22 protein-coding genes are annotated in these 22852 nt (G+C 63.5%); 5 read left to right on the top strand and 17 right to left on the bottom strand.

What is annotated here, in order from left to right:
* Nucleotides 1-30: 30 nt before the first annotated feature.
* The 9 genes from BWR18_RS10360 to BWR18_RS10400 form a co-directional block, all read right to left on the bottom strand.
* The gene (locus tag BWR18_RS10360) at nt 31-1947 is read right to left on the bottom strand and encodes a beta-galactosidase (RefSeq protein WP_076628020.1); all 1917 of its coding nucleotides are present in this window, start codon (nt 1945-1947) and stop codon (nt 31-33) included.
* Nucleotides 1944-2777, bottom strand: coding sequence for an SMP-30/gluconolactonase/LRE family protein (locus tag BWR18_RS10365; RefSeq protein WP_302622820.1), 834 nt, complete (start codon nt 2775-2777; stop codon nt 1944-1946). Before BWR18_RS10365 ends, BWR18_RS10360 begins: the two co-directional genes overlap by 4 nt.
* Nucleotides 2777-3379, bottom strand: coding sequence for a 2-dehydro-3-deoxy-6-phosphogalactonate aldolase (locus BWR18_RS10370; RefSeq protein WP_076628024.1), 603 nt, complete (start codon nt 3377-3379; stop codon nt 2777-2779). The genes BWR18_RS10365 and BWR18_RS10370 overlap by 1 nt, the downstream gene beginning before the upstream one ends.
* Nucleotides 3376-4266, bottom strand: coding sequence for a 2-dehydro-3-deoxygalactonokinase (locus BWR18_RS10375; protein ID WP_076628026.1), 891 nt, complete (start codon nt 4264-4266; stop codon nt 3376-3378). The genes BWR18_RS10370 and BWR18_RS10375 overlap by 4 nt, the downstream gene beginning before the upstream one ends.
* Entirely contained in the window at nt 4266-5036 is a 771-nt protein-coding gene (locus tag BWR18_RS10380; protein WP_076628028.1) for an SDR family NAD(P)-dependent oxidoreductase, read from the bottom strand. Before BWR18_RS10380 ends, BWR18_RS10375 begins: the two co-directional genes overlap by 1 nt.
* A gap of 23 nt (nt 5037-5059) precedes the next feature.
* The gene (locus tag BWR18_RS10385) at nt 5060-7144 is read right to left on the bottom strand and encodes an alpha-galactosidase (protein WP_076628030.1); all 2085 of its coding nucleotides are present in this window, start codon (nt 7142-7144) and stop codon (nt 5060-5062) included.
* Nucleotides 7141-7989: a carbohydrate ABC transporter permease gene (locus tag BWR18_RS10390; RefSeq protein WP_076628032.1), complete on the bottom strand. Its 849-nt coding sequence runs from the start codon at nt 7987-7989 to the stop codon at nt 7141-7143. The genes BWR18_RS10385 and BWR18_RS10390 overlap by 4 nt, the downstream gene beginning before the upstream one ends.
* Nucleotide 7990: 1 nt before the next feature.
* On the bottom strand, nt 7991-8986 hold the full coding sequence (locus BWR18_RS10395; RefSeq protein WP_157598706.1) for a carbohydrate ABC transporter permease: 996 nt from the start codon (nt 8984-8986) through the stop codon (nt 7991-7993).
* A gap of 193 nt (nt 8987-9179) precedes the next feature.
* Nucleotides 9180-10409, bottom strand: a complete 1230-nt coding sequence (locus BWR18_RS10400; protein ID WP_076628036.1) for an ABC transporter substrate-binding protein — start codon at nt 10407-10409, stop codon at nt 9180-9182.
* A 205-nt stretch (nt 10410-10614) separates the two neighbouring features.
* Between BWR18_RS10400 and BWR18_RS10405 the strand changes: the two genes are divergently transcribed.
* Nucleotides 10615-11403, top strand: a complete 789-nt coding sequence (locus BWR18_RS10405; RefSeq protein ID WP_076628038.1) for an IclR family transcriptional regulator — start codon at nt 10615-10617, stop codon at nt 11401-11403.
* A 20-nt stretch (nt 11404-11423) separates the two neighbouring features.
* A complete protein-coding gene (locus BWR18_RS10410; RefSeq protein ID WP_076628039.1) occupies nt 11424-12485 on the top strand; it encodes an ABC transporter ATP-binding protein in 1062 nt (353 codons plus the stop codon).
* 286 nt (nt 12486-12771) lie between these two features.
* Here the strand turns inward: BWR18_RS10410 and ptsP are convergent, their stop codons facing one another.
* The 6 genes from ptsP to BWR18_RS10440 all read right to left on the bottom strand — a co-directional run bounded on the left by ptsP (nt 12772) and on the right by BWR18_RS10440 (nt 18920).
* Nucleotides 12772-15018, bottom strand: a complete 2247-nt coding sequence (ptsP, locus tag BWR18_RS10415; RefSeq protein WP_076628041.1) for a phosphoenolpyruvate--protein phosphotransferase — start codon at nt 15016-15018, stop codon at nt 12772-12774.
* A gap of 139 nt (nt 15019-15157) precedes the next feature.
* Nucleotides 15158-15895: a DUF4344 domain-containing metallopeptidase gene (locus tag BWR18_RS10420; protein WP_076628043.1), complete on the bottom strand. Its 738-nt coding sequence runs from the start codon at nt 15893-15895 to the stop codon at nt 15158-15160.
* A gap of 18 nt (nt 15896-15913) precedes the next feature.
* On the bottom strand, nt 15914-17152 hold the full coding sequence (locus BWR18_RS10425) for an aspartate kinase (protein WP_076628045.1): 1239 nt from the start codon (nt 17150-17152) through the stop codon (nt 15914-15916).
* Nucleotides 17153-17327: 175 nt separating this feature from the next.
* Nucleotides 17328-17969, bottom strand: coding sequence for an SDR family NAD(P)-dependent oxidoreductase (locus BWR18_RS10430; RefSeq protein ID WP_076628047.1), 642 nt, complete (start codon nt 17967-17969; stop codon nt 17328-17330).
* A 5-nt stretch (nt 17970-17974) separates the two neighbouring features.
* The gene (locus BWR18_RS10435; protein WP_076628049.1) at nt 17975-18403 is read right to left on the bottom strand and encodes a DUF1178 family protein; all 429 of its coding nucleotides are present in this window, start codon (nt 18401-18403) and stop codon (nt 17975-17977) included.
* Between the two features lie 55 nt (nt 18404-18458).
* Nucleotides 18459-18920 carry an NUDIX hydrolase gene (locus BWR18_RS10440; protein ID WP_076628051.1) on the bottom strand — a complete coding sequence of 154 codons (462 nt, stop codon included), beginning with the start codon at nt 18918-18920 and terminating at the stop codon, nt 18459-18461.
* A 178-nt stretch (nt 18921-19098) separates the two neighbouring features.
* On the opposite strand from BWR18_RS10440, the gene modA reads away from it, so the two are divergent.
* The 3 genes from modA to modC are packed head-to-tail and all read left to right on the top strand — an operon-like array spanning nt 19099 to nt 21580.
* Nucleotides 19099-19830 (top strand): molybdate ABC transporter substrate-binding protein, encoded by a 732-nt coding sequence (modA, locus tag BWR18_RS10445; RefSeq protein WP_254684840.1) that lies wholly within the window; start codon nt 19099-19101, stop codon nt 19828-19830.
* Complete coding sequence (gene modB / locus BWR18_RS10450) at nt 19827-20519, top strand: molybdate ABC transporter permease subunit (protein WP_083957685.1); 693 nt, start codon at nt 19827-19829, stop codon at nt 20517-20519. The genes modA and modB overlap by 4 nt, the downstream gene beginning before the upstream one ends.
* Nucleotides 20516-21580: a molybdenum ABC transporter ATP-binding protein gene (gene modC, locus BWR18_RS10455; protein WP_076630246.1), complete on the top strand. Its 1065-nt coding sequence runs from the start codon at nt 20516-20518 to the stop codon at nt 21578-21580. The genes modB and modC overlap by 4 nt, the downstream gene beginning before the upstream one ends.
* Here modC and BWR18_RS10460 read toward each other — a convergent pair.
* The gene (locus BWR18_RS10460) at nt 21561-22331 is read right to left on the bottom strand and encodes an EcsC family protein (protein WP_076630247.1); all 771 of its coding nucleotides are present in this window, start codon (nt 22329-22331) and stop codon (nt 21561-21563) included. The genes modC and BWR18_RS10460 overlap by 20 nt on opposite strands.
* Nucleotides 22332-22362: 31 nt before the next feature.
* A complete protein-coding gene (locus BWR18_RS10465) occupies nt 22363-22848 on the bottom strand; it encodes a GNAT family N-acetyltransferase (protein ID WP_076628052.1) in 486 nt (161 codons plus the stop codon).
* Nucleotides 22849-22852: the final 4 nt, after the last annotated feature.

Below are 22852 nucleotides of genomic sequence, written 5' to 3' on the forward strand. Positions count from 1 at the left end.
TGACAAGGCGTTTGACCGGAGGCAATACGTCTAAAGCGTCTGCCGCGAAACACCTGCGGGGGGCATGTCCCGTCCTCCCACCTGCATGGGCCGGTCCGAATAGTTGAACCAGAACCGCTCGGTCGCTGTGTCGCGGCGGCGGACGCCTTCGGGCATCCGATCAACCTCGAGGGCCGGTACGAGGGTCTCGATCAACCGCATATGAACGGCGTCGTCACCCCAGCCACCGACATAAGTAACGTGCGGTGCGCAGCGCACGGCGATGGGCGCACCGTCATCGGTTGTCATCACCACATCGCCGCCACCTTCCAACTGCTCGAGGTATCGGGACACCGCCCCGCCACCTTGGACCGGTACGGGCAGGTCAGGGCGCATGGACTGCACCCGCGCGACCGTCAGATCGCTGCCTGGCCAGGCCGGGGGCAGAGGCGTCGGAATGTTGAAATCGACATCCCGCGCCGCTGCGCGCGGTCCGAAAATCACTTCTGCGTCAGCGTTTTGAAGGGCACTCTTCAACTCGTCCGGCATGTGCATCATGCCGGGCGCCAACACCAGCGCATAGCCCGCAAAGTCGCGCGCGTCAGGCGGCAGAATATCAACGGACAACCCCAGTTTGCGACAGGCCCGATACCAGTCAAAAACCAACCCGAAATAGCTCAGGCCCGCCCCATGCGGCTGCACCGACCAGGCCCAATCCGCATCGTAATCGAAGACAATGGCCACAGGCGCCTGCACCGGCGACACCTCCGGTGCTTCGGCCAATTCCGCCATCACCTCAGCCGCCTCGCCAAAGGCTTCCGCCTCGACCGAATCCGGGCGCAATAGCCCTGCATGCATCTGCTCTTGGGCAAAGGGTGCCTGCCGCCAGCGGAAATAGCACACGGCCTCGGCCCCATGCGCAAAGGCTTCCCACGACCATAGGCGCACCATGCCGGGCAACGGCGACGGGTTGTAGGGCGCCCAATTCACCGGGCCCGGCTGCTGCTCCATGATCCACCACCGGCCCTTGCCAACGGCACGGTACAGATCATGGTGAAACGCCTGAAAATCCGGATCACCCTGCCGGGCATAGGCGCGCTGGTGCGCCGCATCAGCCCCGACACGGTCCTCGAGAAAGCCCAGCGGATAACTGTCCCACGACGCAATATCCAGATCATCGCCGACCTTGAAATGATCAAACTCGGTCACGCGGCCCATGTAGTTATGCGCAATGGGCGCGTCGGAAAACTGTCGGATAATCTCAGCCTGCACCCGGTTGAAAAGGACAACCTGTTCAGATGAAAACCGCCGAAACGCATGCACATGCGCCGGATTGGCTTCGGTCACCGTCAGATTGGGCAGGCCAATCTCGTCAAAATCATCGTAGTCCATCGACCAGAACACATTGCCCCAAGCGGCGTTCAGCGCGTCGATATCGCCGTCATTCCCTTCCCCTGGGAATTGTGCGCGCAACCAGTCGCGAAACCCGTCGCGGGCGGCATCCGAATAGCTGAGGACGGTGTCATGGCACCCGTATTCATTGTCGGTCTGCCACGCGGCCACATGAGGATCGCGTCCATAGCGCTCCGCCATTGCGCGCACGATCTTGCAGCTCTCTTCCAGAAATCCCTGATGGGAAAAGCAATAGTGCCGACGCGAGCCATAGCCCCGCACATGGCCGTTCTCATCCACCGCAAACATGTCCGGATGCTTCTTGCACACCCATTTCGGCGGCGTCGCCGTCGGCGTGCCCAGCACGACCTTCAGGCCCGCCGCGCCAAGCACATCAATCGCGCGGTCCAGCCAGCCCCAGTCGTATTCCCCCTCTCGCGGCTCCATCCGCTTCCAGGCAAACTCACCAATCCGCACCCAGGTCAGCCCCAGATCAGCCATGCGCTGCGCATCTTCGGCCCACTGCGCCTCGGGCCAATGTTCAGGGTAATAGCAGACCCCAAGCGTTCGATTCATAGGATCACCCGATGTTCACGTTGGCCCGTCACGCCGGCGGGTCCGTAAAAGGTCTTTCCGCCCTCGTCCTCATTCACGCCAACGGCTGCGGTTGTCACAAAAAGTGTCGTTGCATCCGGCCCGCCAAACGCCGGGCAGCTTGATTGGGCCGCGGGAACCTCAACAGCCCGTTTGAACGTCCCATCGGGCCCGTAGCAAGCAACACGGCCCGCGCCCCATTGCGCGTTCCAAAGATTGCCATCGGCATCGACAACCGCGCCGTCGGGGTTCAACCCCTCCTGACTAAGATCGACAAAGACCTCAGATGGGCCTTTGGGCCACCCCTCAACATCCAACTCAACGCTCTGAATCTGCTGCGAAAACGTATCGGCAAAATAAGCCCGTGTGCCATCCGGCGCAAAACAGATCGCGTTCGAGATGGTGATGCGGTCAAAGAGCTGTCGCAGCTCGCCCTTGTAGAACCGATAAATCGCCCCGGCGTAGGGTTCAGCATTCAGACCCATTGTCCCGATCCAGAACCCGCCCTGCGGATCGGCCCGCCCGTCATTGGACCGCGTGACCGGATTGTCCGCCTCAAGCGCCACAATCAGGTCCCGGTCGCCGGTCGGGATATCAAACCGCCAAAGGCCCGAGGCAGACGCCATCAACAGCGTGTCCCGATCCACCCAGCCGCAAGCCGACACGTGTTCGTCAAACGCCCATTCCCGCCGCTGCGCACCGCGCGAGAACATACGTTTGCCCAGAATGTCGAACCAAAACAATTCGCCACGTTCCGGGTGCCACATCGGCCCCTCGCCCAGACGGCACGGCGTATCGTCAAAGACTTGCACTACGCGCCCGCGTCGTAAGCAGCCACCATATCCGCCGCGCGGCTCGCCACGTCGGCCACCGACATGCCCGGCTTGAACAGGGCCGACCCAATGCCGAACCCGGTGATCCCGGCGGCAAACCACTCCGCAAAATTCGCAGGACCCACGCCGCCCACGGCATAGGTCTTGGTGCCCTTGGGCAGCACCGCACCAATGGCTTTCAGCCCGTCCACGCCCAACAGCGATGCCGGAAACAGCTTCAGCCCATCGGCCCCGGCCTGCAGCGCAGCAAAGCACTCGGTCGGCGTCATCACACCGGGAAAGGACAGCATGTCCGCCTGTTTCGTCGCCACAATGACGCTCGCATTGGCATCCGGCGACACGACCATATGCGCGCCCATCTCGTGCAGCCGCTCAACGTCGCGCACATCCAGCACGGTGCCCGCGCCTATCATCGCATTTTGCCCATGCGCCTCCAGCATCTGCCCGATGCTGTTGAACGCATCGGGCGAGTTCAGCGGCACCTCGATCCGGGTGATACCAGCATCAACCAGCGCGTCGGCAATCGGCACAGCCTCGTCCGGCGTGATACCGCGCAGAATGGCAATGATCTCTCGGCTCATGCGGCCTCTCCGTAAATCTGGGTGTAGGCGGCCGTCAGACCCGCCAATGTCATCTCTTCCGCGTCCGCCATTTGGCTGGGCACGCCTTGGGTCTTCAAGGCCTCGGCATAGGCGCTGGAAAGTGCTTCGGCCCCGATCAAGGCGACCTGCTGGCCCAGCCAATAAGGCCGCATCGCCGCCAGCTCGGCACCGACAAGCAGGCCGGACAGCCGCGCCCGCGCCGCATCCCCTGGCAGCCCGTCCAACAACCCCTCGGCCCGCAACGAAAACAGCGCCGCCGCCAAACCCTCGGGCCGCGACAGGGACTGATCAACACCCGCCGCAAAGCTGTCGGCATCCCAGCCGTCGCCCACCGAATGGCGCAGCACCGACTGCTCCGATAGCAGCGCAAACATCTCGCCCGTCATGGCGGTGCGGAAACTCACGATCTCGCCCGCGCTCACATGCGCCCACTTCGTGTGCGTGCCGGGCAGGCAGATAACACCATCAAATCCTGGCGACATAGCCAGAAAACCAGCAATCTGAGTCTCTTCCCCCCGCATCACATCCGCCGGTTTCACCTGCTTCACGCCGGGCAGGATACGCACGTCCAGATCGGTTCCCGTGACCCGAACCGCCTCTGCTGCAGACGGTGGCGCACAGGGCACGGCGGCATAGGGTGCTTCTGCCCAGCCCTGGCGCGACCCGACCATGCCGCAGGCCAACACGGGCGCGGGCAGCGCATCGCCCACCAGCGCACGCAACGCAGGCTCGAACCCCGCGCGGTCAAGCGACCCCATCCCCTGCGCCGACGACCGCCGATCCAGAACCGTCCCATCGGCGCGCATCAACCACGCGCGCACATGCGACGTCCCCCAATCGACAGCGATCCACGCAACATCCGTCATCAGCCCGTCACCACCACGCCGCCATCAATGACCAGCGATTGCCCGGTCATCATACGTGACGTGCCCGACGCCAGGAACAGAGTCGCACCGACAATATCGTCGGGCTCCAGATGGTCCTTCAGACACTGCCGCTCCATATGCGCCGCCAACCCCTCGGGCGTCGCCCATTGGTCCAACTGCTTCTGCGTCAGCACCCAGCCAGGGGCCAGCGCATTCACCCGGATCCTGTCCGGCCCGAACTCGCGCGCCAGCGACCGCGTCATCCCGTTGATGCCAGAATTCGAGCCCGTATAGATCGGATAGCCCGCATTCCCCATCATGTAGCTGATGGACGAAAAGTTTATGATCGACCCGCCACCGGCCGCCTGCATGCCCGGAATGACCGCCTGACAGGCGAAGAAATACGCCTTGAAGTTCACGGCAATCATCCAATCCCAAAAGTCGCTGTCGACCTCCATGGTGCTGTGACGCTTGTCGTTGGCGGCGTTGTTGACCAGTGTCGTCACCGGGCCGTGGGCCTCCGCCGCCTGCGCCACGCAGGCCTTCAGGCGCTCAATATCCGTGATATCGCACTGCAGGAACAACGGGCGGACGCCATGCTTGGCCTCCATCTCGTCGGCAAACTCGGTCGCATCGGACCGCCCGACAAAGGCAACCTTGGCGCCCTGATCCATGAATCCGTCGGTCAGCGACGCACCAATGCCAGACCCCCCTCCGGTTATGAACACCGACGCGCCCTTCAGATCGTGAAATGTGGCTGTCTCTTTCATGGCATCACTCTTTCTGCGCAGGCTCAGGCAAGGTCGCCCTTGATCACCCACATCCGTTCCGGAAAACTCCATGGCAGCGTCAGGCCATGGTACATCAAATAGGCACCGCTCACCACGATCGGGCCCCCCTTCAGCGCGATCTGACCGCGTGACAACTCACCCGCATCCTCTCGATTGATCAGCTCGACCCGGTACTTGGCATCAGGGCTCAGTCGGGTCAGGCACAGGGGGCGCGGCGCGATCTGATCGCTGGTCGCGGCCTTGCCGGCAAAGACCACGAACTGGCCACCGCCCTCTTCCAGATGCTGCTCGGCAAACACGGCCGGGTCCGCACTGTCGAGGCGCAGAATATCCGCCCCATACATCCAGTCGCGGTTGTGCTTCCACCAGCCTGTGACGTCAGTCAGAACCTGCGCTTCTTCTTCGGTCAACTCGCGCGGGTCCATCTCGAACCCCATATGGCGCTGGGCGGCAACCCACGCACGAAACCGGATATCAAGCGTCCGGCCCGACGTGTGGCACGTCCGTGGCCCCACATGGGACCCGGTCACCGCCATCGGCAAAAAGATCGACGCATTGTGCTGAATGCGCAGCCGCTCGACCGCGTCGTTGCTGTCACTCAGCCACACACGCTGCGTGCGTTCCATAATGCCAAAGTCGATGCGGCCCCCGCCGGACGCACAGCTTTCAATCTCCACATGCGGAAACTCACGGCGCAACCGATCCAGCAGCGTATAGGACCCCCGCGTCTGCGCCGCATCGGGCATGGGCAACACCCGGTTGTGATCCCACTTCACATACTCGATGTCATGGCGGCTCAGAATGTCGCTCATCCGTGCAAACAGGAATGACTGCACGGCAGGCAGCGCCATGTTCAGCGCCATCTGCTGACGCCCCATGATCTGATCCTCGCCCCCCAGCGCCCAATCAGGGTGGGCACGGAAGATGTCCGAGTTCTGGTTGATCATCTCCGGTTCGAACCAAAGGCCAAAGGTCATGCCTCGTGATTTCACATGGTCAATCAGCGGCGTCAGGCCATCCGGATACTTGCGCGGGTCCACCTCCCAATCGCTCAGCGCCTGCGTGTCGTCATCGCGATTGCCGAACCAGCCATCATCCAGCACAAACCGCTCCGCCCCCAGCTTGGCCGCGCGGTCCGCAATCTCCTTCAATTCATCCAGATTATGGTCGAAATAGACAGCTTCCCAGCAATTGTAATGCACCGGGCGCGGTGCCTCGGGACGCGGGAATGTCACGATCCGATCCCGCAAATGGCGCTGAAACGCCACAGCACAGCCGTTCAAACCATCATCCGAGAACACGGCATAAAGCTTGCCGGTCGCAAACTTCTTTTGCGCCGACCCTTCAACCCGGGCCGCATGCCCGAACTGTATCTGCCGCCGCCCATCCGGCAACTCCTCGGCGACCATCCGATGCCCGCCAGACCATCCATAATGAAACGCATAAGCGTGACCAGAGGCGTTCGACGCCCCGCGCACCGGCACGATCAGGCCCGGAAAATGCTCATGCCCTGTCCGTCCCGTCCGGTTCTCGCGGTAGCGGATGCCAGGCGACCAGGGCGTGCGGTTCATCTGAAACTCGCCACACCAGCGGCCCGCAAAGTCGATCATGTCATCGGCAAGTTGCGGTGCCGGAAACACGGGCGCCGCAAGCCAGTGCAGGTGCATCGGCTCCAGCGCCTCCAATTCGGCGCTCGCCTCGATGATGTGGGTATCTGGATCAATGGCAAAGCGCGCGCGGTAGGTCAGCACACGGTCACCGTCCATGTAGGTCAGTACAAGCACATCATCGCCCAGATCCGCCTGCTCCAGACAGAACTTGGGCAGGAACGGCGTGCCGTCCCCGTGCCGGATGATCAGGCCGGGCTGTCCGGGAAAGGACCGCGTGGCCTCCGGACAGATGCTGAGTTCGGGGTTTGCATCCAGCATCCCGCCCGTCACATCAAGGGTGTAAGCCTCGTAGAGCGTCGTCAGATCTTCTTCGTCCGGCAGGCTCGGTCCCCAATAGACAACCTCCGCCAATCGGCCCCTGTCGGAGCCGAGGACCAAAGTCTGACGCCCATCATCGAGGCGCCAACATCTTATCACTTAACAGCCCCCAGCGTCAGACCGGCAATGAAGTGCCGCTGCATGAGAAAGAAGCAGACAACGGGTGGGATCGCCGCCAGCAAGGACGCCGCCGACACCAGATGCCAATTGTTCACGAACTGCCCGTTTAGCGCACGCACCCCCGCCGTGATCGGTTTGGCGCTTTCGCCCTGGGTCAGGACGTTGGCCCAAAAGAAATCGTTCCAGACAAAGGTAAAGATCAGCACCGCCAGCGCCGCAATCGCGGGCCGGACAAGGGGCAGGACGACGAACCAGAAAATCTTCCACTCCGCGACACCCTCGATCCGCGCGCTTTCGATCAGATCAAAGGGCAACGCCTTGATAAAATTGCGCATGAACAGGGTGCAAAAACCCGTCTGGAACGCTGCGTGGAACAGGAATTGACCCGCGATCGTGTCATACAGGCCGGTCTGCACCGACATGTCCCGCACCGGCACCATCAGGATCTGGAACGGAATGAAGTTGCCCGCCACGAACAGGAAGAACAGCGGCAGCGCCACCCGGAATTTGTAGATCGCCAGCGCATACCCTGCGAGGCACGCCAGCGCGACCGAGATCATCACCGTGGGCACGGTGATCAGGACCGAGTTCCACATGTACTGCGCCGCCGCCGATTGGGTGAAGACGGCGGTGTAATTCTCGATGATGGCAAACTCGCTGGGCCAGCCAAAGACGTTGCCCGAGTTGATGTCCGCCGCCGACCGGATCGACGTGAGGAAGATGGCAAGCAGGGGCAGCAGCCACAGGATCAACGCGAAGGGCAGGAACGCCTGGTACGCCGCCTTGGCCGCCGGGCCCGACTTTTCGATTGGACGCGGAAACATCTTAGCGGCCCCCCTTCTCGTCTTGGTACATGCGCCACAGGAAGTAGCTGATGAAGAATAGCATGATGCCGAACAGCACCGTCGCCACGGACGACCCATAGCCATAGCGCTCGCCGTATTCCGAGATTGCGACCTCGTACATGTAATGCGACAGCACGTTGGTGGATCCGAACGGCCCGCCCTGGGTCATGATGGCGATCATGTCGAAGCTGCGCAGGGCGCCGATCACGGTCACCACGACGGCAATGAATGTGGCGGGCTTGAGCTGGGGGACGACCACGTACCACAGCATTTTCCACCCCTTCGCACCATCCAGCCGCGCGGCTTCGATCTGGTCGGCGGCGACGTTGTTGAGGCCGGTGAGGTAGAGGATCATGCAGTAGGCGATCTGGGGCCAGAGGCCCGCGGCGATGATGCCGTAGGTGGCCCATTCCGGGCTCGACAGGATATCGGGCGCCGGGCGGGAGCAGTTGAAGGTGACGTTGCCGAGGATATTGGTGGTTTCCTCGCAGAAGATCGCCTTCCACACGGTGCCCACCACGCCGAAATCGGGGTTGTAGAACCAGCCAAAGATCAGGCCCACGACCACCTGGGAGATCACGAAGGGAAAGAAGAACATCGACTTGTAGAACCGCATTCCCGTCACCGTCTGGTTCAGGAAAAGGGCGATGAACAGGCCCAGAGGGACGGCGAGCATGTAGAGGACCAGCCAGGCGATGTTGTTGCGCAGGGAGGTCCAGAAATTGGGATCATCCCAGAGCTTCACGTAATTTTGGAAACCCACCCAAGTGGCGGTGGAATTGCCCTCGGCATCATAGAGGCCGTTCCATTCGTAGAGGCTGAGCCAGAGGGATTCGAAGATCGGGATGACCACGTAGATGGCAAAGAAAATCAGGGCCGGGATCAGGAAAATCCACGGGGCGATGGCCAGCTTGTTGCGCCTGAACCACCCCGGCTCGGTCGGGGTTCGGGTGTCGGTGACGACGGCATCTGCCATGGGCATCCTCCTGGTCTGAGGGCATGTGTCCCATGCTGGGACATGATCTAACCTTATGAAAAAACAGGGTTAATGTGTCTTTACAGAAGGTTAATCGGGGCAAATCAGCGTGTTTGGGGCGAGGCGCGCGACACACGCGCACCCCACGGATGGTGTGGGATGCGCGGGGTGTCGCGCATCCCGGATCCGGGCCTTAGTAGACCTCGGCTTGGACCTCATCCAGGCGCTGCAGGATCGCGTCCTTTTTGGACGGGTCAAGCATGAACTCCTGGAAGCCTTCCATGCCCGCCTTGGCCATCGCCGCAGGCGCATCACGATCGTAGAACTGCGCCAGACCCGTGGCCGCGTTCAGCAGGGCGAACCCTTCCTGGATGAACTTGTCATCGGAAATATCGGCCTTGGAGTTGATGGGCAGCTGGCCGATGGTCTTGTTCCACTCGGTCTGCACATCGGGGCGCGCGACGAAGGCGAGCCACTTCTTGGCGTCTTCGACATTCTTGGCGTTGGTCGGGATAAAGAAGGCGTCAGCAGGCGCTTCTTCGGCCGGTGGGATCGCCGCGTCGATGGTCGGGAACGGCATGAAGTCGATCTGCTCTTCGGTCAGACCGGCGTTCTTGTAGCCATCGACCGAGAAGTTGCCCATCACGTACATGGCCGCGTCCCCGTTGGCGAAGGGCGCGATGGCGTCCTGCCAGGACATGGAGGCGTGGTTGGCGACAAAGCCGCATTCGTCGATCAGCTGTTCCCAGTTGTCGAAGGTCGCGACGATGCGGGGATCGGTATATTTGATCTCTCCGGCGGTCAGGGCGTTGTGAACGTCATAGCCGTTGGTGCGCAGGTTGATGTAGTCGAACACACCGGCGGCGGTCCAAAGGAACTTGGTGCCGATGGTGAAGGGCGTCACGCCGTTCTCTTTCATCTTGGCGCAGGCCGACATCAGCTCGTCCCAGGTCTGGGGTTCTTCCAGCTCCAGCAGGTCAAAGATGTCTTTGCGGTAATAGATGCCCCACTGGTAGTAGGAATAGGGCACGCCCCAGATCTTGCCATCACGGCTCATCGTGGCCTTGATCGCGGACAGGTCTTCGTTAAAGCCGTTTTCTTCCCATACGTCATCGACGGGCTGGAACAGGCCCGCATCGACGAAGGGCGCCATGCGGTTGCCGGGATACCAGCTGGTCACGTCGGGCGCATCGGCAGTCAGGAAGTTGCGGATCGCCGTCTTGTGCGCTTCGCGGTCGTTGATGTTGACGATCACGTTGATGTCGGGGTTTTCCTCCTGGAACTTTGCCACGGCATCTTCGAAGCCCTTTTTGGGGCCGGGGTTCAGGTCATCGAAGTTGATGACCAGGTCGCGGGCAAATGCGGTGCCGGCAACAGCCGACAGGGCAATGGCCGCAACTGCGGTTTTCAGATTAAGGAACATTGGTTCTCCTCCCGTTGGTTCCATTGGGCTTCGCCGCCGAGCGTACATCTTCCTGTCGGCGACGAAATTCAGATTTTCTTTGACACCGGCCCTTGCTTTGTGGAAGTTCCAAATAGTGGAACCGGTTTCCAACTATTGGAACACTACGGGGCACTTGGGCGAGAGGTCAACAGATTTCATGCCCGACGTCTTTGGGAGGAGACACATGAATAGCGCAGCCCCCCGGTCGGGGGAAGGAACCATTGCCAAGGCGTTGGAAGTGCTGGACCTTGTGGCCCAGCTGGAACGCCCTGTGCGGTTTTCCGAACTGCTGTCGCTGTCCCCCCACCCCAAGGCCACACTGTACCGTCTGGTGCAGACGCTGACGTCGCTTGGCATGTTGCGCTATGATGTCGAGCGGCAGACCTATTCCCCCGGTTTGCGCCTTGTCCGCCTGGCCCATGCGGCGTGGCGCCAAAGCTCGTTGGCCCCCATCGCGCGCCCCTTTGTCGATGCGCTGAGCGCGCAAGTGGGCGAGACGGTGCATTTGGCGCAGATGGATGGCGGGCAGGTCCTGTATGTGGACAAGCGCAACGCCGCCGAACCGATCGAGATGTTTTCGCAGGCGGGCAAGGTCGGCCCCGGATACTGCACCGGTGTGGGCAAGGCGATGCTGGCCTTTCTGCCCGAGGATGCGTTGAACACGGCCCTGTCGCAGCAGGCGTGGTTTGCCCACACCGCCCATACCCACACCAGCCGCGAATCGCTGTGTTCGGAACTGGACATGATTCGCAGCGACGGCGTCGCCTATGACCGCGAAGAGCACGAACCCGGCATCATCTGTGTCGCCGCGCCCATCCTGTCCGATGCGGGCCGGTCCATCGGCGCGCTGAGTGTCACCACATCCACCGCGCGCAAATCGCTGGCCGATCTGGGCCAGCTGGCGCCCCATCTTCAATCCACCGCGCGCGATATCGCCGGTGCGGCTGCCAACTGGCAGTTTCCAATTCAATAAGGCCACCAAGGGAGGACACCATGACCGGTGTGACATTGCAGAAAGCCATCAAGCGCTACGGCGCCACTCAGGTCATCCATGGTGTGGACCTGACCATTGACGACGGCGAGTTCTGCGTCTTTGTCGGCCCGTCGGGCTGCGGCAAGTCCACGCTGTTGCGCATGATCGCCGGTCTGGAGGAAACGAGCGACGGCCAGATCAACATCGGCGCCCGCGACGTGACCCATATGGACCCCGCCGAGCGTGGGGTGGCGATGGTGTTCCAGACCTATGCCCTCTACCCCCACATGACGGTCGAGGAGAATATGGGCTTTGGCCTGAAGATGAACGGCGTCGACAAGGCCGAGATCAAGCGCAAGGTCGATGGTGCGTCCAAGATCCTGAAACTGGACGATTATCTGAAGCGTAAGCCTGCCGCCCTGTCAGGCGGCCAGCGCCAGCGTGTGGCGATTGGCCGGTCCATCGTCCGCGGGCCCGAGGTGTTCCTGTTTGATGAGCCCCTGTCCAACCTGGATGCCGAATTGCGTGTGGACATGCGGGTCGAGATTGCCCGCCTGCACAAGGAACTGGGCACCACGATGATTTACGTGACCCACGATCAGGTCGAAGCCATGACGCTGGCCGACAAGATCGTTGTGCTGCGTGCGGGGTATATTGAGCAGGTGGGCAGCCCCATGCATCTCTATCAGGATCCGGACAACAAGTTCGTGGCTGGGTTTATCGGGTCGCCTGCGATGAACTTTGTGAACGGTGTGGTCGAGGGCGGCGGGGTGCGCGTGCCGGGGCTGGCGGACCGGGTTGTGCCCACTTCTGTTGGTTTGCCTGCGGCGGGGACCGAGGTGATTGTCGGCGTCCGCCCGCAGGACATGGCGCTGGCCGAGGGTGCGTCGCCCATCAGCCTGGACATCCGCGAACGATTGGGCGGTGTCGCCTATGACTATCTGACCACGCCGACGGGTGAGCGGCTGATTGTCGAGTCCCGCGGCGACATGGCGATGGAGGAAGGCACGCAGGTCACGGTCAGCTTTGACGATGATCGCGTGATGTTCTTTGACGCAAAGACGGAGCAGCGGCTGCGTTAAGCGCGGTTTTTGGCGAAAAAGGCCGTCATCTGGGTGTCAGGTGACGGCTTTTCTATGTAGTGTGGCTGGTTTGGGGGTATTTTGTTCAAATGTATGTTTTTGGATAATTTATGAGTTTTCATTTTGATTATTAACCGAAAAGTATCGTATTTTTGATAGCTATTAATGCTGGCCCATCTTGAATCCTACTCGTCAACGCCTCAAATCAGGGTATGGACAGACCGGAGGCTGGCTGAGCCGAAACATTCGGATCACCCGCCAATACATTGAATTTTAATGTAAGTTCTCAGGCCTGCTTCTGATCGCGCAGATAGTCCATAATCGCGGGCCGGACGTTCATGTCGCCCCTGTGCCGCGCGTCCGCGATCACCTTGCGGACCTCGTCCAGATTTGACCGTCTTAACAGTGACTTGACCGGCCCGATTGATGCTGGCCGCATGGACAGGCGGCGCAGGCCGATGGCGGCGAAGCACAGCGCCTCGACCGGGCGGCCCGCATCCTCGCCACAGAAGGACAGCGGCGTGTCGGTCTGGGCGCAGCGTTCCACGATGCGTTCGATGAACGACAGGAACGAGACGTTAAGCGTGTCGTAGCGCCGCCGCACCCGCTCATTCTCGCGGTCTGCTGCAAAGAAGAACTGCTTGAGGTCGTTGCCGCCGATGGACAGGAACCCCACCTCTTCGAAGAACTTGGTGGGGGCGAAGGCGAGGCTGGGCGTTTCCAGCATGGCGCCCACTTCGACCTTTTGGGGCAGCACGTGGCCCAGCCGCGCCTCGCGTTCGAGCGCCTTGTCGACCTCGGCCCGGGCCAGCGTGTATTCCTCGTATTGTGCGACGAAGGGGAACATGACCGTAAGGGGGCGCCCGTCCGCCGCCCGGATCAGCGCCTGCAATTGCATCCGCATGACGCCCGGCTTGTCGAGCCCCACGCGGATCGCGCGCCAGCCGAGCGCGGGGTTCGGCTCGTCATTGGGTTTCATGTAGGGCAGCACCTTGTCCGACCCTATGTCGAGGGTGCGGAAGATCACCGGCTTGCCGCCTGCCGCATCCAGCACGCGGGCATAGAGCGCGGACAACTCGGACCGGCGCGGCATCTGATTGCGCACGAGGAACTGCAATTCGGTGCGGAAGAGGCCCACGCCCTCGGCCCCCGATCCTTGAAGTGACGGCAGATCGGCCATCAGACCGGCGTTCATGTGCAGCCCCACGACCGACCCGCAAACCGTTTCCGCCGGTTTGTCACGGATGGAGGCATAGCGCTCCACGGCGGCCGCCTGCATCGCCATCTTGTCGCGGAAGGCGGTCACGACCGTGTCGTCGGGGCGCAGGTGCACGATGCCCTGTTCGCCATCGACCATGACATGGTCGCCGTTCAGCGCCTCAAGCGTGGCCCGCTCGGCGTGGACGATCAGCGGGATGGCCAGCGCGCGGGCGACGATGGCAGCGTGACTGCCGACGGAGCCCGCTTCAAGGATGATGCCCTTCAACGACCGACCGTAATCCAGCAATTCCGCCGGGCCGATATTGCGCGCCACGAGGATCGGATCGGCGGGCATTTCTGCGCCCGTATCCGCGCCCTGCCCCGTCAGGATGCGCAGCAGGCGGTTCGACAGGTCATCAAGGTCGGACAGCCGTTCGCGCAGGTAATTGTCCGTCGCCTGCCCCATGCGCGCACGGGCGAGCGATTGCTCTTTCTCCACCGCCGCTTCGGCGCTGAGACCGTTCGCGATGTCTTCCTCCATCCGCCGCATCCAGCCTTTGGAATTGGCAAACATGCGATAGGCTTCAAGGACTTGCGCCTGTTCCTTGTCGGCTGAGGCGAGCGCCAGCATCTTGTCGACGCCCACGCGCAACTCCTCGACCGCTTCGGTCAGACGCTCCACTTCACGGGTCGGATCATCGGCGATGGGGTTTGTGACCACGACGCGCGGTTCGTGCAGCCAGATATGGCCCTCGGCCACGCCTTCCTGCGCCACGGTGCCGCGCAGCATGACGGGCTGCGAGTGGCGCGCACCCATGGCGGCACCCTCACCCACAAAGGCGCCAAGCTCGGCCATCTCGGCCAGCACCATGGCAACCACTTCGAGGGCATAGACCTCGTCCGCGGAAAACTCGCGCGCCTCTTTCGATTGCACGACCAGCACGCCCAGCGCCTCGCCCAGCCGCTGGACCGGCACGCCGAGAAAGCTGGAAAACACCTCTTCCCCCGTTTCCGGCATAAAGCGGAAGCCGCGCGCATTCGGGGCATCGGCGGTGTTGATGACCTGGCGGCGTTGTGCGACGCGGCCCACGAGCCCCTCGCCCAGCCGCATCCGGGTCTGGTGCACGGCGTCCGCGTTCAACCCTTCGGTCGCGCACAGTTCCAGCGTGTCCTCGTCCCGGAACAGATAGATCGAACAGACCTCGCACCCGATGCTGGTGGCGATCAGATGGGTGATCTTGTCCAGCCGCGCCTGGCCCGGGTCATCCCCCGCCATGGCGTCGCGCAAGCGTCCCAAGAGCTTGCGGCTTTCCGTTTCAAAGCGTTCGGCCATGGCCGCGCTGTCCCCCGTCGATCCTGCGACATCAGCTTAGATCACAGGGACGCGCAAAGCGAAACGACAAAGCGACCTGCCTGCCGCCAATATTCCCGCAAAAGTAGCATATGCGCTGTATTCCGCAGCATCCTGCGGATCAGTCCGCCAATTGTGCAATCATCCTGTCGACATAGGCGCTGCACAGGAAAATGGTGCGCCCGTTGCGCTGCCAGCCTGCGGTTCCGTCACATTGCTCGAGGTGCAGGGTGACACGGGAATGCCAGTCGATACGGGCCAGCATGTTCAAGGCGGTCTCGACCAGGGCATGGTTGGCCACCGCGACCGCCTCAAGATCCGGGTCCGCGCGCAGCCCCACCTCGGTCACGCGCGCATCCGGGTCGATCCAGAGCGGTTCAAGCGTGCGCCGCCAACTGCGCAGAAGTTCCGGCGCCATATCGGCGCAGGTGTCCCGCGCGTCCGCGTCCATGTCATTGCGGTCGGCCAGATCCGCATAGCGATCAGGATCGAACCCGTAGAGCAGGCAGATCATCCGCCCGGCCAGTTGCGTGTCGGGCCGGTATTCCGAAAACGGCCCCGGCGTGGCACCATCCGCCCGGTGCTGGGCCGCGCGCGCTTCAACGATCGCCTCGGCCCGGTCGGGCAGTGTCAGGTAGACGAATGTGGTCGCGAAATCCTCGGCGATGTCCTCTTCGGGCCCGAGGATGGGCAGGTCAAACTCGCGCAGGACGGCGTGCCCGATCTCGTGTGCGATCACGTGCAGGAGGGCGTTGCCGACCCGCTCCGGCACCTCATTGGCCGTGGCCGGAGCGGCAAAGATCACGAGGCAAAAGGCGTAGAGCGCGCGCACCATTTGATCGTCCGTTGACGTCAGCATTGCGCCCTACATGGGGGCTTAGGCGGCTTTGTCCAACTCGAACGCGTCGTGCAGCGCCTGAACCGCCAATTCCATGTATTTCCGGTCGATCAGGACCGAGATTTTGATCTCGGATGTGGTGATGACCTTGATGTTGATCCCTTCGGCGCTGAGGCACTGGAACATCTTGGCCGCCACACCGGTGTGGCTGCGCATGCCGATGCCGACGACGCTGATCTTGGCCACGTCCGTGTCGGCGATGAGTTCGTGGAAGTTTATGATCCCCTCGCCCTTGGCCGCATCCATCGCCTTTTCCGCGCGCGCCACCTGGTCGGTGGGGCAGGAGAACGTCATGTCCGTGCGCCCTTCCTCGGAAATGTTTTGCACGATCATGTCCACGTTCACGCCCGCCTCGGAGAGTGCGGTGAAGATGGTGGCGGCGATGCCGGGGCGGTCCGCGACCGACACCAGCGTCATCTTTGCCTCATCGCGGGAAAAGGCCACACCGGCCACGACATTGCTTTCCATGATATCCTCCTCATCGCAGACCAGTGTCCCGGCCTCGTCGGATTGTTCCTCGAAACTCGACAGCACCCGCAAGCGCACCTTGTAGCGCATCGCCAGCTCGACCGAGCGGGTCTGCAGCACCTTGGCGCCGAGAGAGGCGAGTTCCAGCATCTCCTCGAACGCGATCTTGTCGAGCTTGCGCGCCTTGGAGCTGACCCGCGGGTCGGTGGTATAGACGCCGTCCACGTCCGTATAGATGTCGCAGCGTTCCGCTTGAAACGCGGCGGCAAAGGCGACGGCGGTGGTGTCGGACCCGCCCCGGCCCAGCGTGGTGATCCGCCCCTCGGGGCTGATCCCCTGGAAACCTGCGACCACGGCCACGCGCATGCCTTCGCCGAACTTGGCGTTGATGTTGTCGGTGGGGATCTCTTCGATCCGGGCGCTGGAATGGACGGAGGAGGTCTTGAGCGGCACCTGCCAACCCTGCCAGGACCGCGCGGGCACGTCCATTTCCTGCAGGGTGAGGGCCATGAGCCCGGCGGTCACATTCTCCCCCGATGACACGACCGCATCATATTCGCGCGCATCGAACAGCGGCGATGTCTCGTTCACCCAGCCCACCAATTCGTTGGTCTTGCCCGACATGGCGGATACGATAACGATGACGTCATAGCCCTTGGCCACTTCAACGCCGACGCGCTTGGCGGCGCGGCGGATGCGGTCCAGCGTGGCGACAGATGTGCCGCCGAATTTCATCACGAGAACAGGCATGACGGGCCCCAATTTTTCGTCCGCCCGGCTTTATCCCTGCAATCACCGACTTGCAAGGACACCCCGACCCCCATCTTCTTCTGGCTGAAAATACTTCGGGGGTTTGGGGGCAGCGCCCCCATTCACAAAAACAAATCGCGCCGCGCGTCAGCGCGTCCTTTGGATCGCACGCTGTCTAGTAGGCGTGCGCACGCCCGTCCCAGGTCTCGAAACAGCCCGTCGTCTCGTGGCTCAGCGCCGCAAAGCGGTCGACCAGCCCGGCCACGGCCTCATCCACCGTGATGTCGGCCGACCCACCGCCCATATCGGTTTGCACCCAGCCGGGGTGATAGATGCCCACCGCCACCTCACCGGCCAGATCGGCGGCCAGGTTCCGGCCCAGGTTCAGCGCCGCAGCCTTGGACGCGCGGTAGATATAGCTGCCGCCCGGCGCGCGGGTATGCGACGCCATCTGGGACGAGATGATGGCGATGCGCGGCGCAGGCGCGGCGCGCAGGTTGGGCAAAAGCGTCTGTATGGTCAGGAACACGCCAATGACGTTGGCGGCAAAGCTTTGCGCCCAGAGATCGGCGGCGTAGCCGGTCTCCAGATCGCTGCCCTTGTCCAGATAGACGCCCGCGTTGCAGACCAGCAAGTCGATGGTGCGGCCCGCCAGTTGTGCGGCCATGGCGCGGTGGTCCTGCGGCTGGGTGACGTCCAGCGTCACTTCGGCGCCCGATGACCGGCCCGTGCCGGTCACGTCGTGGCCCATGTCGCGGTAGGCTGCGGCCAGCCCTGCGCCGATGCCGCGTGTGGCACCCGTGATCAGAATATGCATGTCGGTCAGTTCGCCTTGCGTGTTGGAACAAAGGGCAGCGGGGCCACGGGCACGCCGTCGTCGATCAGGCGCTTGGCCTCTTCGCGGTTCGCCTCGCCCCAGATCGGACGATCGGGCTGTTCGCCCAGATGCTGCGCCAGCGCTTCGGAGGCGAAGTTGCCGCCCACATAGGTGGCGTTCTTTTCGACCGTCTCGCGCATCTTCGCCATCGCGGCCTCGACATCGGAGGCTGGTTTGGACAAGGGTTGTTCGGACGCCACTGCGTCCTTGGCACTGCTGACGCGCGGCGCCATGATGGCCTTGGAGACGTCGGCGTTCCCACAAATGGCACAAGACACATGGCCCGCAGCCGTCAGGCTGTCAAAGGCATCGGCGCTGGCGAACCAGCTTTCGAACCCGTGCCCATCGGCACATTTGAGTGCATACTTGATCATTGTCGCGCGAACATAGACGCCACGACGCCCACGTCAAAGCCCTAAAGCCTTTGGATCACGCAAGAAACCGTGGGTCAAAATCGCGCAGGATACGGGCCAGTTCCGGGGAATCGACCATTTGAGACGCCTTTTTGCGGCTCACCCATTTGCGCGTGCGCTCGGCAGCCTCGGGAAACTCAGCCGCGAGCGACTTCACCTTGAGCGCATAGACCATCGCCACAACGGGCAGACCGGCATCCGCGCCCATGTCCTTGTTGTAAGAAAACATGCCCAAGGGGCGCTGATCGGCGCGGCCCATCACGCCCGCCTCTTCCCAGGCTTCCTGCGCTGCGCTGTCGCCGGGCGTCAGGCCGTCCATGGGCCAGCCCTTGGGGATGATCCACCGCCGCGTTCCGCGCGAGGTGACCAGAAGGATCTGAACCTTGCTGTTCTTGACGCGGTAACACAGCGCCGCGAACTGGGTGCGCACGTCCGCCTTCTTCGCCCGCCCGAATGAAAGCGGGAGTTGTTTGATCATCGGGGCCGTCACTGCCCTGCCCTCCGTAATTAGCTCCACTATAGCTGTCTTTGCCGCAAAACACCAGTTTCTGCGGCGCCCATGGGCATTCTATTTACAGCGCGCCGCCCGAGACGTTCATCCCCCAACGGCGTTTTGGCCTTGAGGCAACCGGCGGCTTGCCCAATAGTTCGGGGCGATGAAAACCCCGAACTGGATCAAGGGCTTGGTGCTGGCCTGCGCCGCAGCGATGGCCGCGCCCGGCGCGCAGGCGGAGCCTTTGCGCGTCTTTGCCGCCGCGTCTTTGCAAGGGCCGCTGGACGCCGTGGCAGCAACTTGGGACGGCCCGGTCGTGATCAGCTATGGCGGCAGCGGCGCAATGGCGCGCCAGATCAGCCAGGGCGCACCCGCTGACGCGGTGATTCTGGCCAATGCAGACTGGTCTGATTGGCTGTTGGATCGCGGCATTGGGACGGCACCCCCGCGGCCCCTGTTGTCGAATGGATTGGTCGTTGTTGGCCCCGCAGGCGCGCTGCCCTTGCCCGATGTCAGCGCCGACGCATTGCTGGCGCGACTGGACGGCGGGCGCCTGGCCATGGGCCAGCATATGTCGGTGCCCGCGGGCATATACGCCCGCGCATGGCTGGGTGAGATCGGCGCGTGGGACACGCTGCAACCCCATCTGGCCGAGACCGAGAACGTGCGCGCGGCCCTCGCCCTCGTGGCGCGGGGCGAGGTGCCGCTGGGCATCGTCTATGCCTCTGACGCCGTCGCGAGTTCTGAGGTGACCGTCCTGTTTGATGTGCCGACGGATGCGCATCCCGCCATCCTGTATCCCGGCTTGGCTTTGACACCCGAGGGGGCCGCCTTTCTCGACCATGTCGCTGCACAGATCGACCGCTTTGTCGCCGCGGGGTTCCGCGCGCCATGATGCTGGACGCTGCCGGATGGACCGCCCTGCGCCTGTCGCTGCTGGTGGGCGTGACGGCGACCCTGCTGGCCCTGCCGCTGGCGATCTGGATCGCCTGGCTGCTGGCGCGCCGCGACTTCTGGGGCAAGGGTGTGCTGAACGCGCTCGTCCACCTGCCCCTTGTGTTGCCGCCCGTCGTCACCGGCTATCTGTTGCTGTTGTCCTTTGGCCGCAACGGCCCCGCCGGTCGCTTTCTGGAGGAAACGTTCGGCCTTGTCCTCGCCTTTCGCTGGACCGGTGCGGCGCTGGCGGCGGGCGTCATGGGCTTTCCCCTGATGGTCCGCGCCATTCGTCTGGCCATCGAGGCTGTGGACCCCAGGATCGAGGACGCCGCCCGCACCCTCGGCGCGCCCGGCTGGGCCGTCTTCGGCTCGATCACCCTGCCCCTCATCCTGCCCGGTGTGCTGGCAGGCGCCGTCATGGGCTTTGCCAAGGCCATCGGAGAGTTCGGCGCGACCATCACATTTGTCGCCAACATCCCCGGTGAGACGCAAACCCTGCCCTCGGCCATCTATGCGCTGTTGCAGGTGCCGGGAGGCGAGGACGCCGCCATTCGCCTGGTCATCTGGGCGTGCATCATCGCGCTGGGGGCCGTTGCCCTGTCGGAATGGTTGGCCCGCCGGGTTGCCGCAAGGATCGCGGGCGCATGACACTGTCTGTTGCCCTGCGCCACCGGTTCGGTGGTTTCGACCTGGATGTCGCGTTTGAGGCCGGGCCCGGTGTGACCGCCCTGTTCGGTCGGTCGGGGGCAGGCAAGACCACCATCGTGAATGCGGTGGCGGGGTTGTTGCGGCCCGATCATGCGCAGATCACCTTGGATGGGGATCGTTTCGATACCCTGCCCGTCCACCGCCGCCGCGTCGGCTATGTGTTTCAGGACGCGCGGCTGTTTCCGCATATGACCGTCGCCGACAATCTGGATTATGCCAGCCGCTATGGCGCGCGCGCGCGCGACCGCCCCCGGATCATCGAGATGTTGGGGATTGGCGCGTTGCTCGACCGCCGCCCGGCGACGTTGTCGGGCGGAGAGAAGCAGCGCGTGGCGCTGGGGCGGGCGCTGCTATCGAACCCGCGCCTGCTGCTGATGGACGAACCTTTGGCCGCCCTTGATGGTCCGCGCAAGGCCGAGATCCTGCCCTATCTCGACCGGCTGAAGGCCGAGACGGGCGTGCCGATCCTGTATGTGAGCCATGCGGTGGACGAGGTTGCGCGCCTGGCCGATCACATGGTGCTGCTGTCCGGGGGCCGGGTGGCGCGCGCCGGGCCGCTTTTTGACGTGATGGCCGACCCTGCCGCCGTGCCTCTGCTGGGCGTGCGCGAGGCGGGCGCGGTGTTGCGCGCGCGGGTCGTGGACCACGGTGAGGACGGGTTGAGTACATTGCAATTGGCCGCCGGGCCCGTGCAGCTGTTGGGTGTGCAGGCCCCGGTGGGGGCCGAGGTGCGGTTGCGCGTGCTGGCGCAGGATGTGCTCTTGTCCCTGACCGAACCGCAGGGCCTGAGCGCGCAGAACATCCTGCCCGTCACGATCCGCGCCATTCGCGCGGGCGACGGGCCGGGGGCGGCCATTGCGCTGGATGCGGGGGGCGATGCGTTGCTGGCGCGGGTGACGGGCCGTGCGGTCCAGCGGATGGGGCTGGTCGAGGGTCAGTCTCTCTTTGCCGTGATCAAGGCCACGTCGGTGGCGCAATCGGCTATTTCTGCTGCGCCTTGAGCGCCAGCACCTGGGTGCGCAGCCGTTCGACCATCGCCTCGTGCGGCTGGTCCGCCTCGACCGACAGGCGGCGCAGGCCGAAATGCACATGCGCCATGTCGGTGTAGTACTTGGTGTAGCTGAAGTTGATGGCGGCCCCGGCGGCGGCCCCCAGCACCGGCACCGTCTGGGCCGCCAGCTTCTGGCCCAGCACCACGGCCAGACGCGGCGCGATGCGGGTGATCATGGCCTGCATCGCCGCCCCGCTCAGCGCCATGCGGGCGGACAGGAAGGCGATGTCGGACCCGTCATCATGTTCCAGCGGACCGGCAGCGGCGAAGACCTGGATACAGTCGAAACGGACCGATGCGGTGCTCGCATCAAAGCCATATTCCTCGGCCACCCCTTCGATCACGCGCAGAAGGAGCGTCGTGGTCACCGGCAGCTCGGCCAGCGCCGTGGGCAGACCGCCAAAACCGCCCGCAGCCCCCATGGCCGCACTGACGGTCGCATTCAGCCACTCGGCCTGATCCGGCACCACGCCGCGCGAGCGGCTGGCCGCACCCAGCGCCTGGGTCAGGGCGGCGCGCGTGGCTTCGGTCAACTGGTCCTGCACCGCGACGGGCAAGCGGTTCAGCAGCCCGTCGGCCTGCGTGCCCAGCGTGTTGAGCACCTGGATGCCCATGCCGCCCGCGGCCTTGTAGCGGCGCGCGAGCCGTTCGAGTTCATCCTCGGGGTTCAGCGGGTCGGGAACGACGATGATCTGGTTCATGCCCCCAAGATGGGCAAGACGCGCGCGCATATCAACTGAAACGCGTGACATCACCCGCGACGCCTGTCCACGCGCCGGGCGCAAGGGCGCGGCCAAGCACGCGGTCGGGATTTGTGGGGGGCGGCATGACGACGCCGGTCAGCTTCTCGAACCCGAAGCGGCTGTAATAGGGCGCATCGCCCACCAGCATGACGCGGTCCCAGCCGGATGTCTGCGCCTGGGCCAGCGATGTCCCGATCAATTCACCGCCCAGCCCCTCGCCCTGCCGGGTCGGGTGCACGGCCACAGGGCCCAGCAACAACGCCGATTGCGCGCCCACGCGCACCGGCCAATAGCGGATCGCGCCCGCCAGAATGCCGTCCGGGTCGCGTGCCACATGGCTGAGGCCAGCAACCGGCGGCACATCATCGCGCAAACGATACGAAGACAGTGCCTCGCGCCCTGGTGCAAAGCACAGGTCATAAAGGGCCTCGACCTCCCACCGATCCTCGGGCGTCTCTGTGCGCAGATGGTACATGGGT

Origin of the sequence: Tateyamaria omphalii (assembly GCF_001969365.1) — a bacterium.
GTDB lineage: Bacteria > Pseudomonadota > Alphaproteobacteria > Rhodobacterales > Rhodobacteraceae > Tateyamaria > Tateyamaria omphalii_A.

Coding starts and splice junctions, on each gene's coding strand:
- modC (WP_076630246.1), top strand. CDS start 20,516: ATGACACTGTCTGTTGCCCTGCGCCACCGGTTCGGTGGTTTCGACCTG.
- BWR18_RS10370 (WP_076628024.1), bottom strand. CDS start 3,379: ATGAGCCGAGAGATCATTGCCATTCTGCGCGGTATCACGCCGGACGAG.
- BWR18_RS10435 (WP_076628049.1), bottom strand. CDS start 18,403: ATGATCAAGTATGCACTCAAATGTGCCGATGGGCACGGGTTCGAAAGC.
- BWR18_RS10380 (WP_076628028.1), bottom strand. CDS start 5,036: ATGAAAGAGACAGCCACATTTCACGATCTGAAGGGCGCGTCGGTGTTC.
- modB (WP_083957685.1), top strand. CDS start 19,827: ATGATGCTGGACGCTGCCGGATGGACCGCCCTGCGCCTGTCGCTGCTG.
- BWR18_RS10460 (WP_076630247.1), bottom strand. CDS start 22,331: ATGAACCAGATCATCGTCGTTCCCGACCCGCTGAACCCCGAGGATGAA.
- BWR18_RS10405 (WP_076628038.1), top strand. CDS start 10,615: ATGAATAGCGCAGCCCCCCGGTCGGGGGAAGGAACCATTGCCAAGGCG.
- BWR18_RS10360 (WP_076628020.1), bottom strand. CDS start 1,947: ATGAATCGAACGCTTGGGGTCTGCTATTACCCTGAACATTGGCCCGAG.
- BWR18_RS10440 (WP_076628051.1), bottom strand. CDS start 18,920: ATGATCAAACAACTCCCGCTTTCATTCGGGCGGGCGAAGAAGGCGGAC.
- BWR18_RS10375 (WP_076628026.1), bottom strand. CDS start 4,266: ATGACGGATGTTGCGTGGATCGCTGTCGATTGGGGGACGTCGCATGTG.
- BWR18_RS10465 (WP_076628052.1), bottom strand. CDS start 22,848: ATGTACCATCTGCGCACAGAGACGCCCGAGGATCGGTGGGAGGTCGAG.
- BWR18_RS10425 (WP_076628045.1), bottom strand. CDS start 17,152: ATGCCTGTTCTCGTGATGAAATTCGGCGGCACATCTGTCGCCACGCTG.
- BWR18_RS10420 (WP_076628043.1), bottom strand. CDS start 15,895: ATGCTGACGTCAACGGACGATCAAATGGTGCGCGCGCTCTACGCCTTT.
- ptsP (WP_076628041.1), bottom strand. CDS start 15,018: ATGGCCGAACGCTTTGAAACGGAAAGCCGCAAGCTCTTGGGACGCTTG.
- BWR18_RS10430 (WP_076628047.1), bottom strand. CDS start 17,969: ATGCATATTCTGATCACGGGTGCCACACGCGGCATCGGCGCAGGGCTG.
- BWR18_RS10390 (WP_076628032.1), bottom strand. CDS start 7,989: ATGTTTCCGCGTCCAATCGAAAAGTCGGGCCCGGCGGCCAAGGCGGCG.
- modA (WP_254684840.1), top strand. CDS start 19,099: ATGAAAACCCCGAACTGGATCAAGGGCTTGGTGCTGGCCTGCGCCGCA.
- BWR18_RS10395 (WP_157598706.1), bottom strand. CDS start 8,986: ATGGCAGATGCCGTCGTCACCGACACCCGAACCCCGACCGAGCCGGGG.
- BWR18_RS10400 (WP_076628036.1), bottom strand. CDS start 10,409: ATGTTCCTTAATCTGAAAACCGCAGTTGCGGCCATTGCCCTGTCGGCT.
- BWR18_RS10410 (WP_076628039.1), top strand. CDS start 11,424: ATGACCGGTGTGACATTGCAGAAAGCCATCAAGCGCTACGGCGCCACT.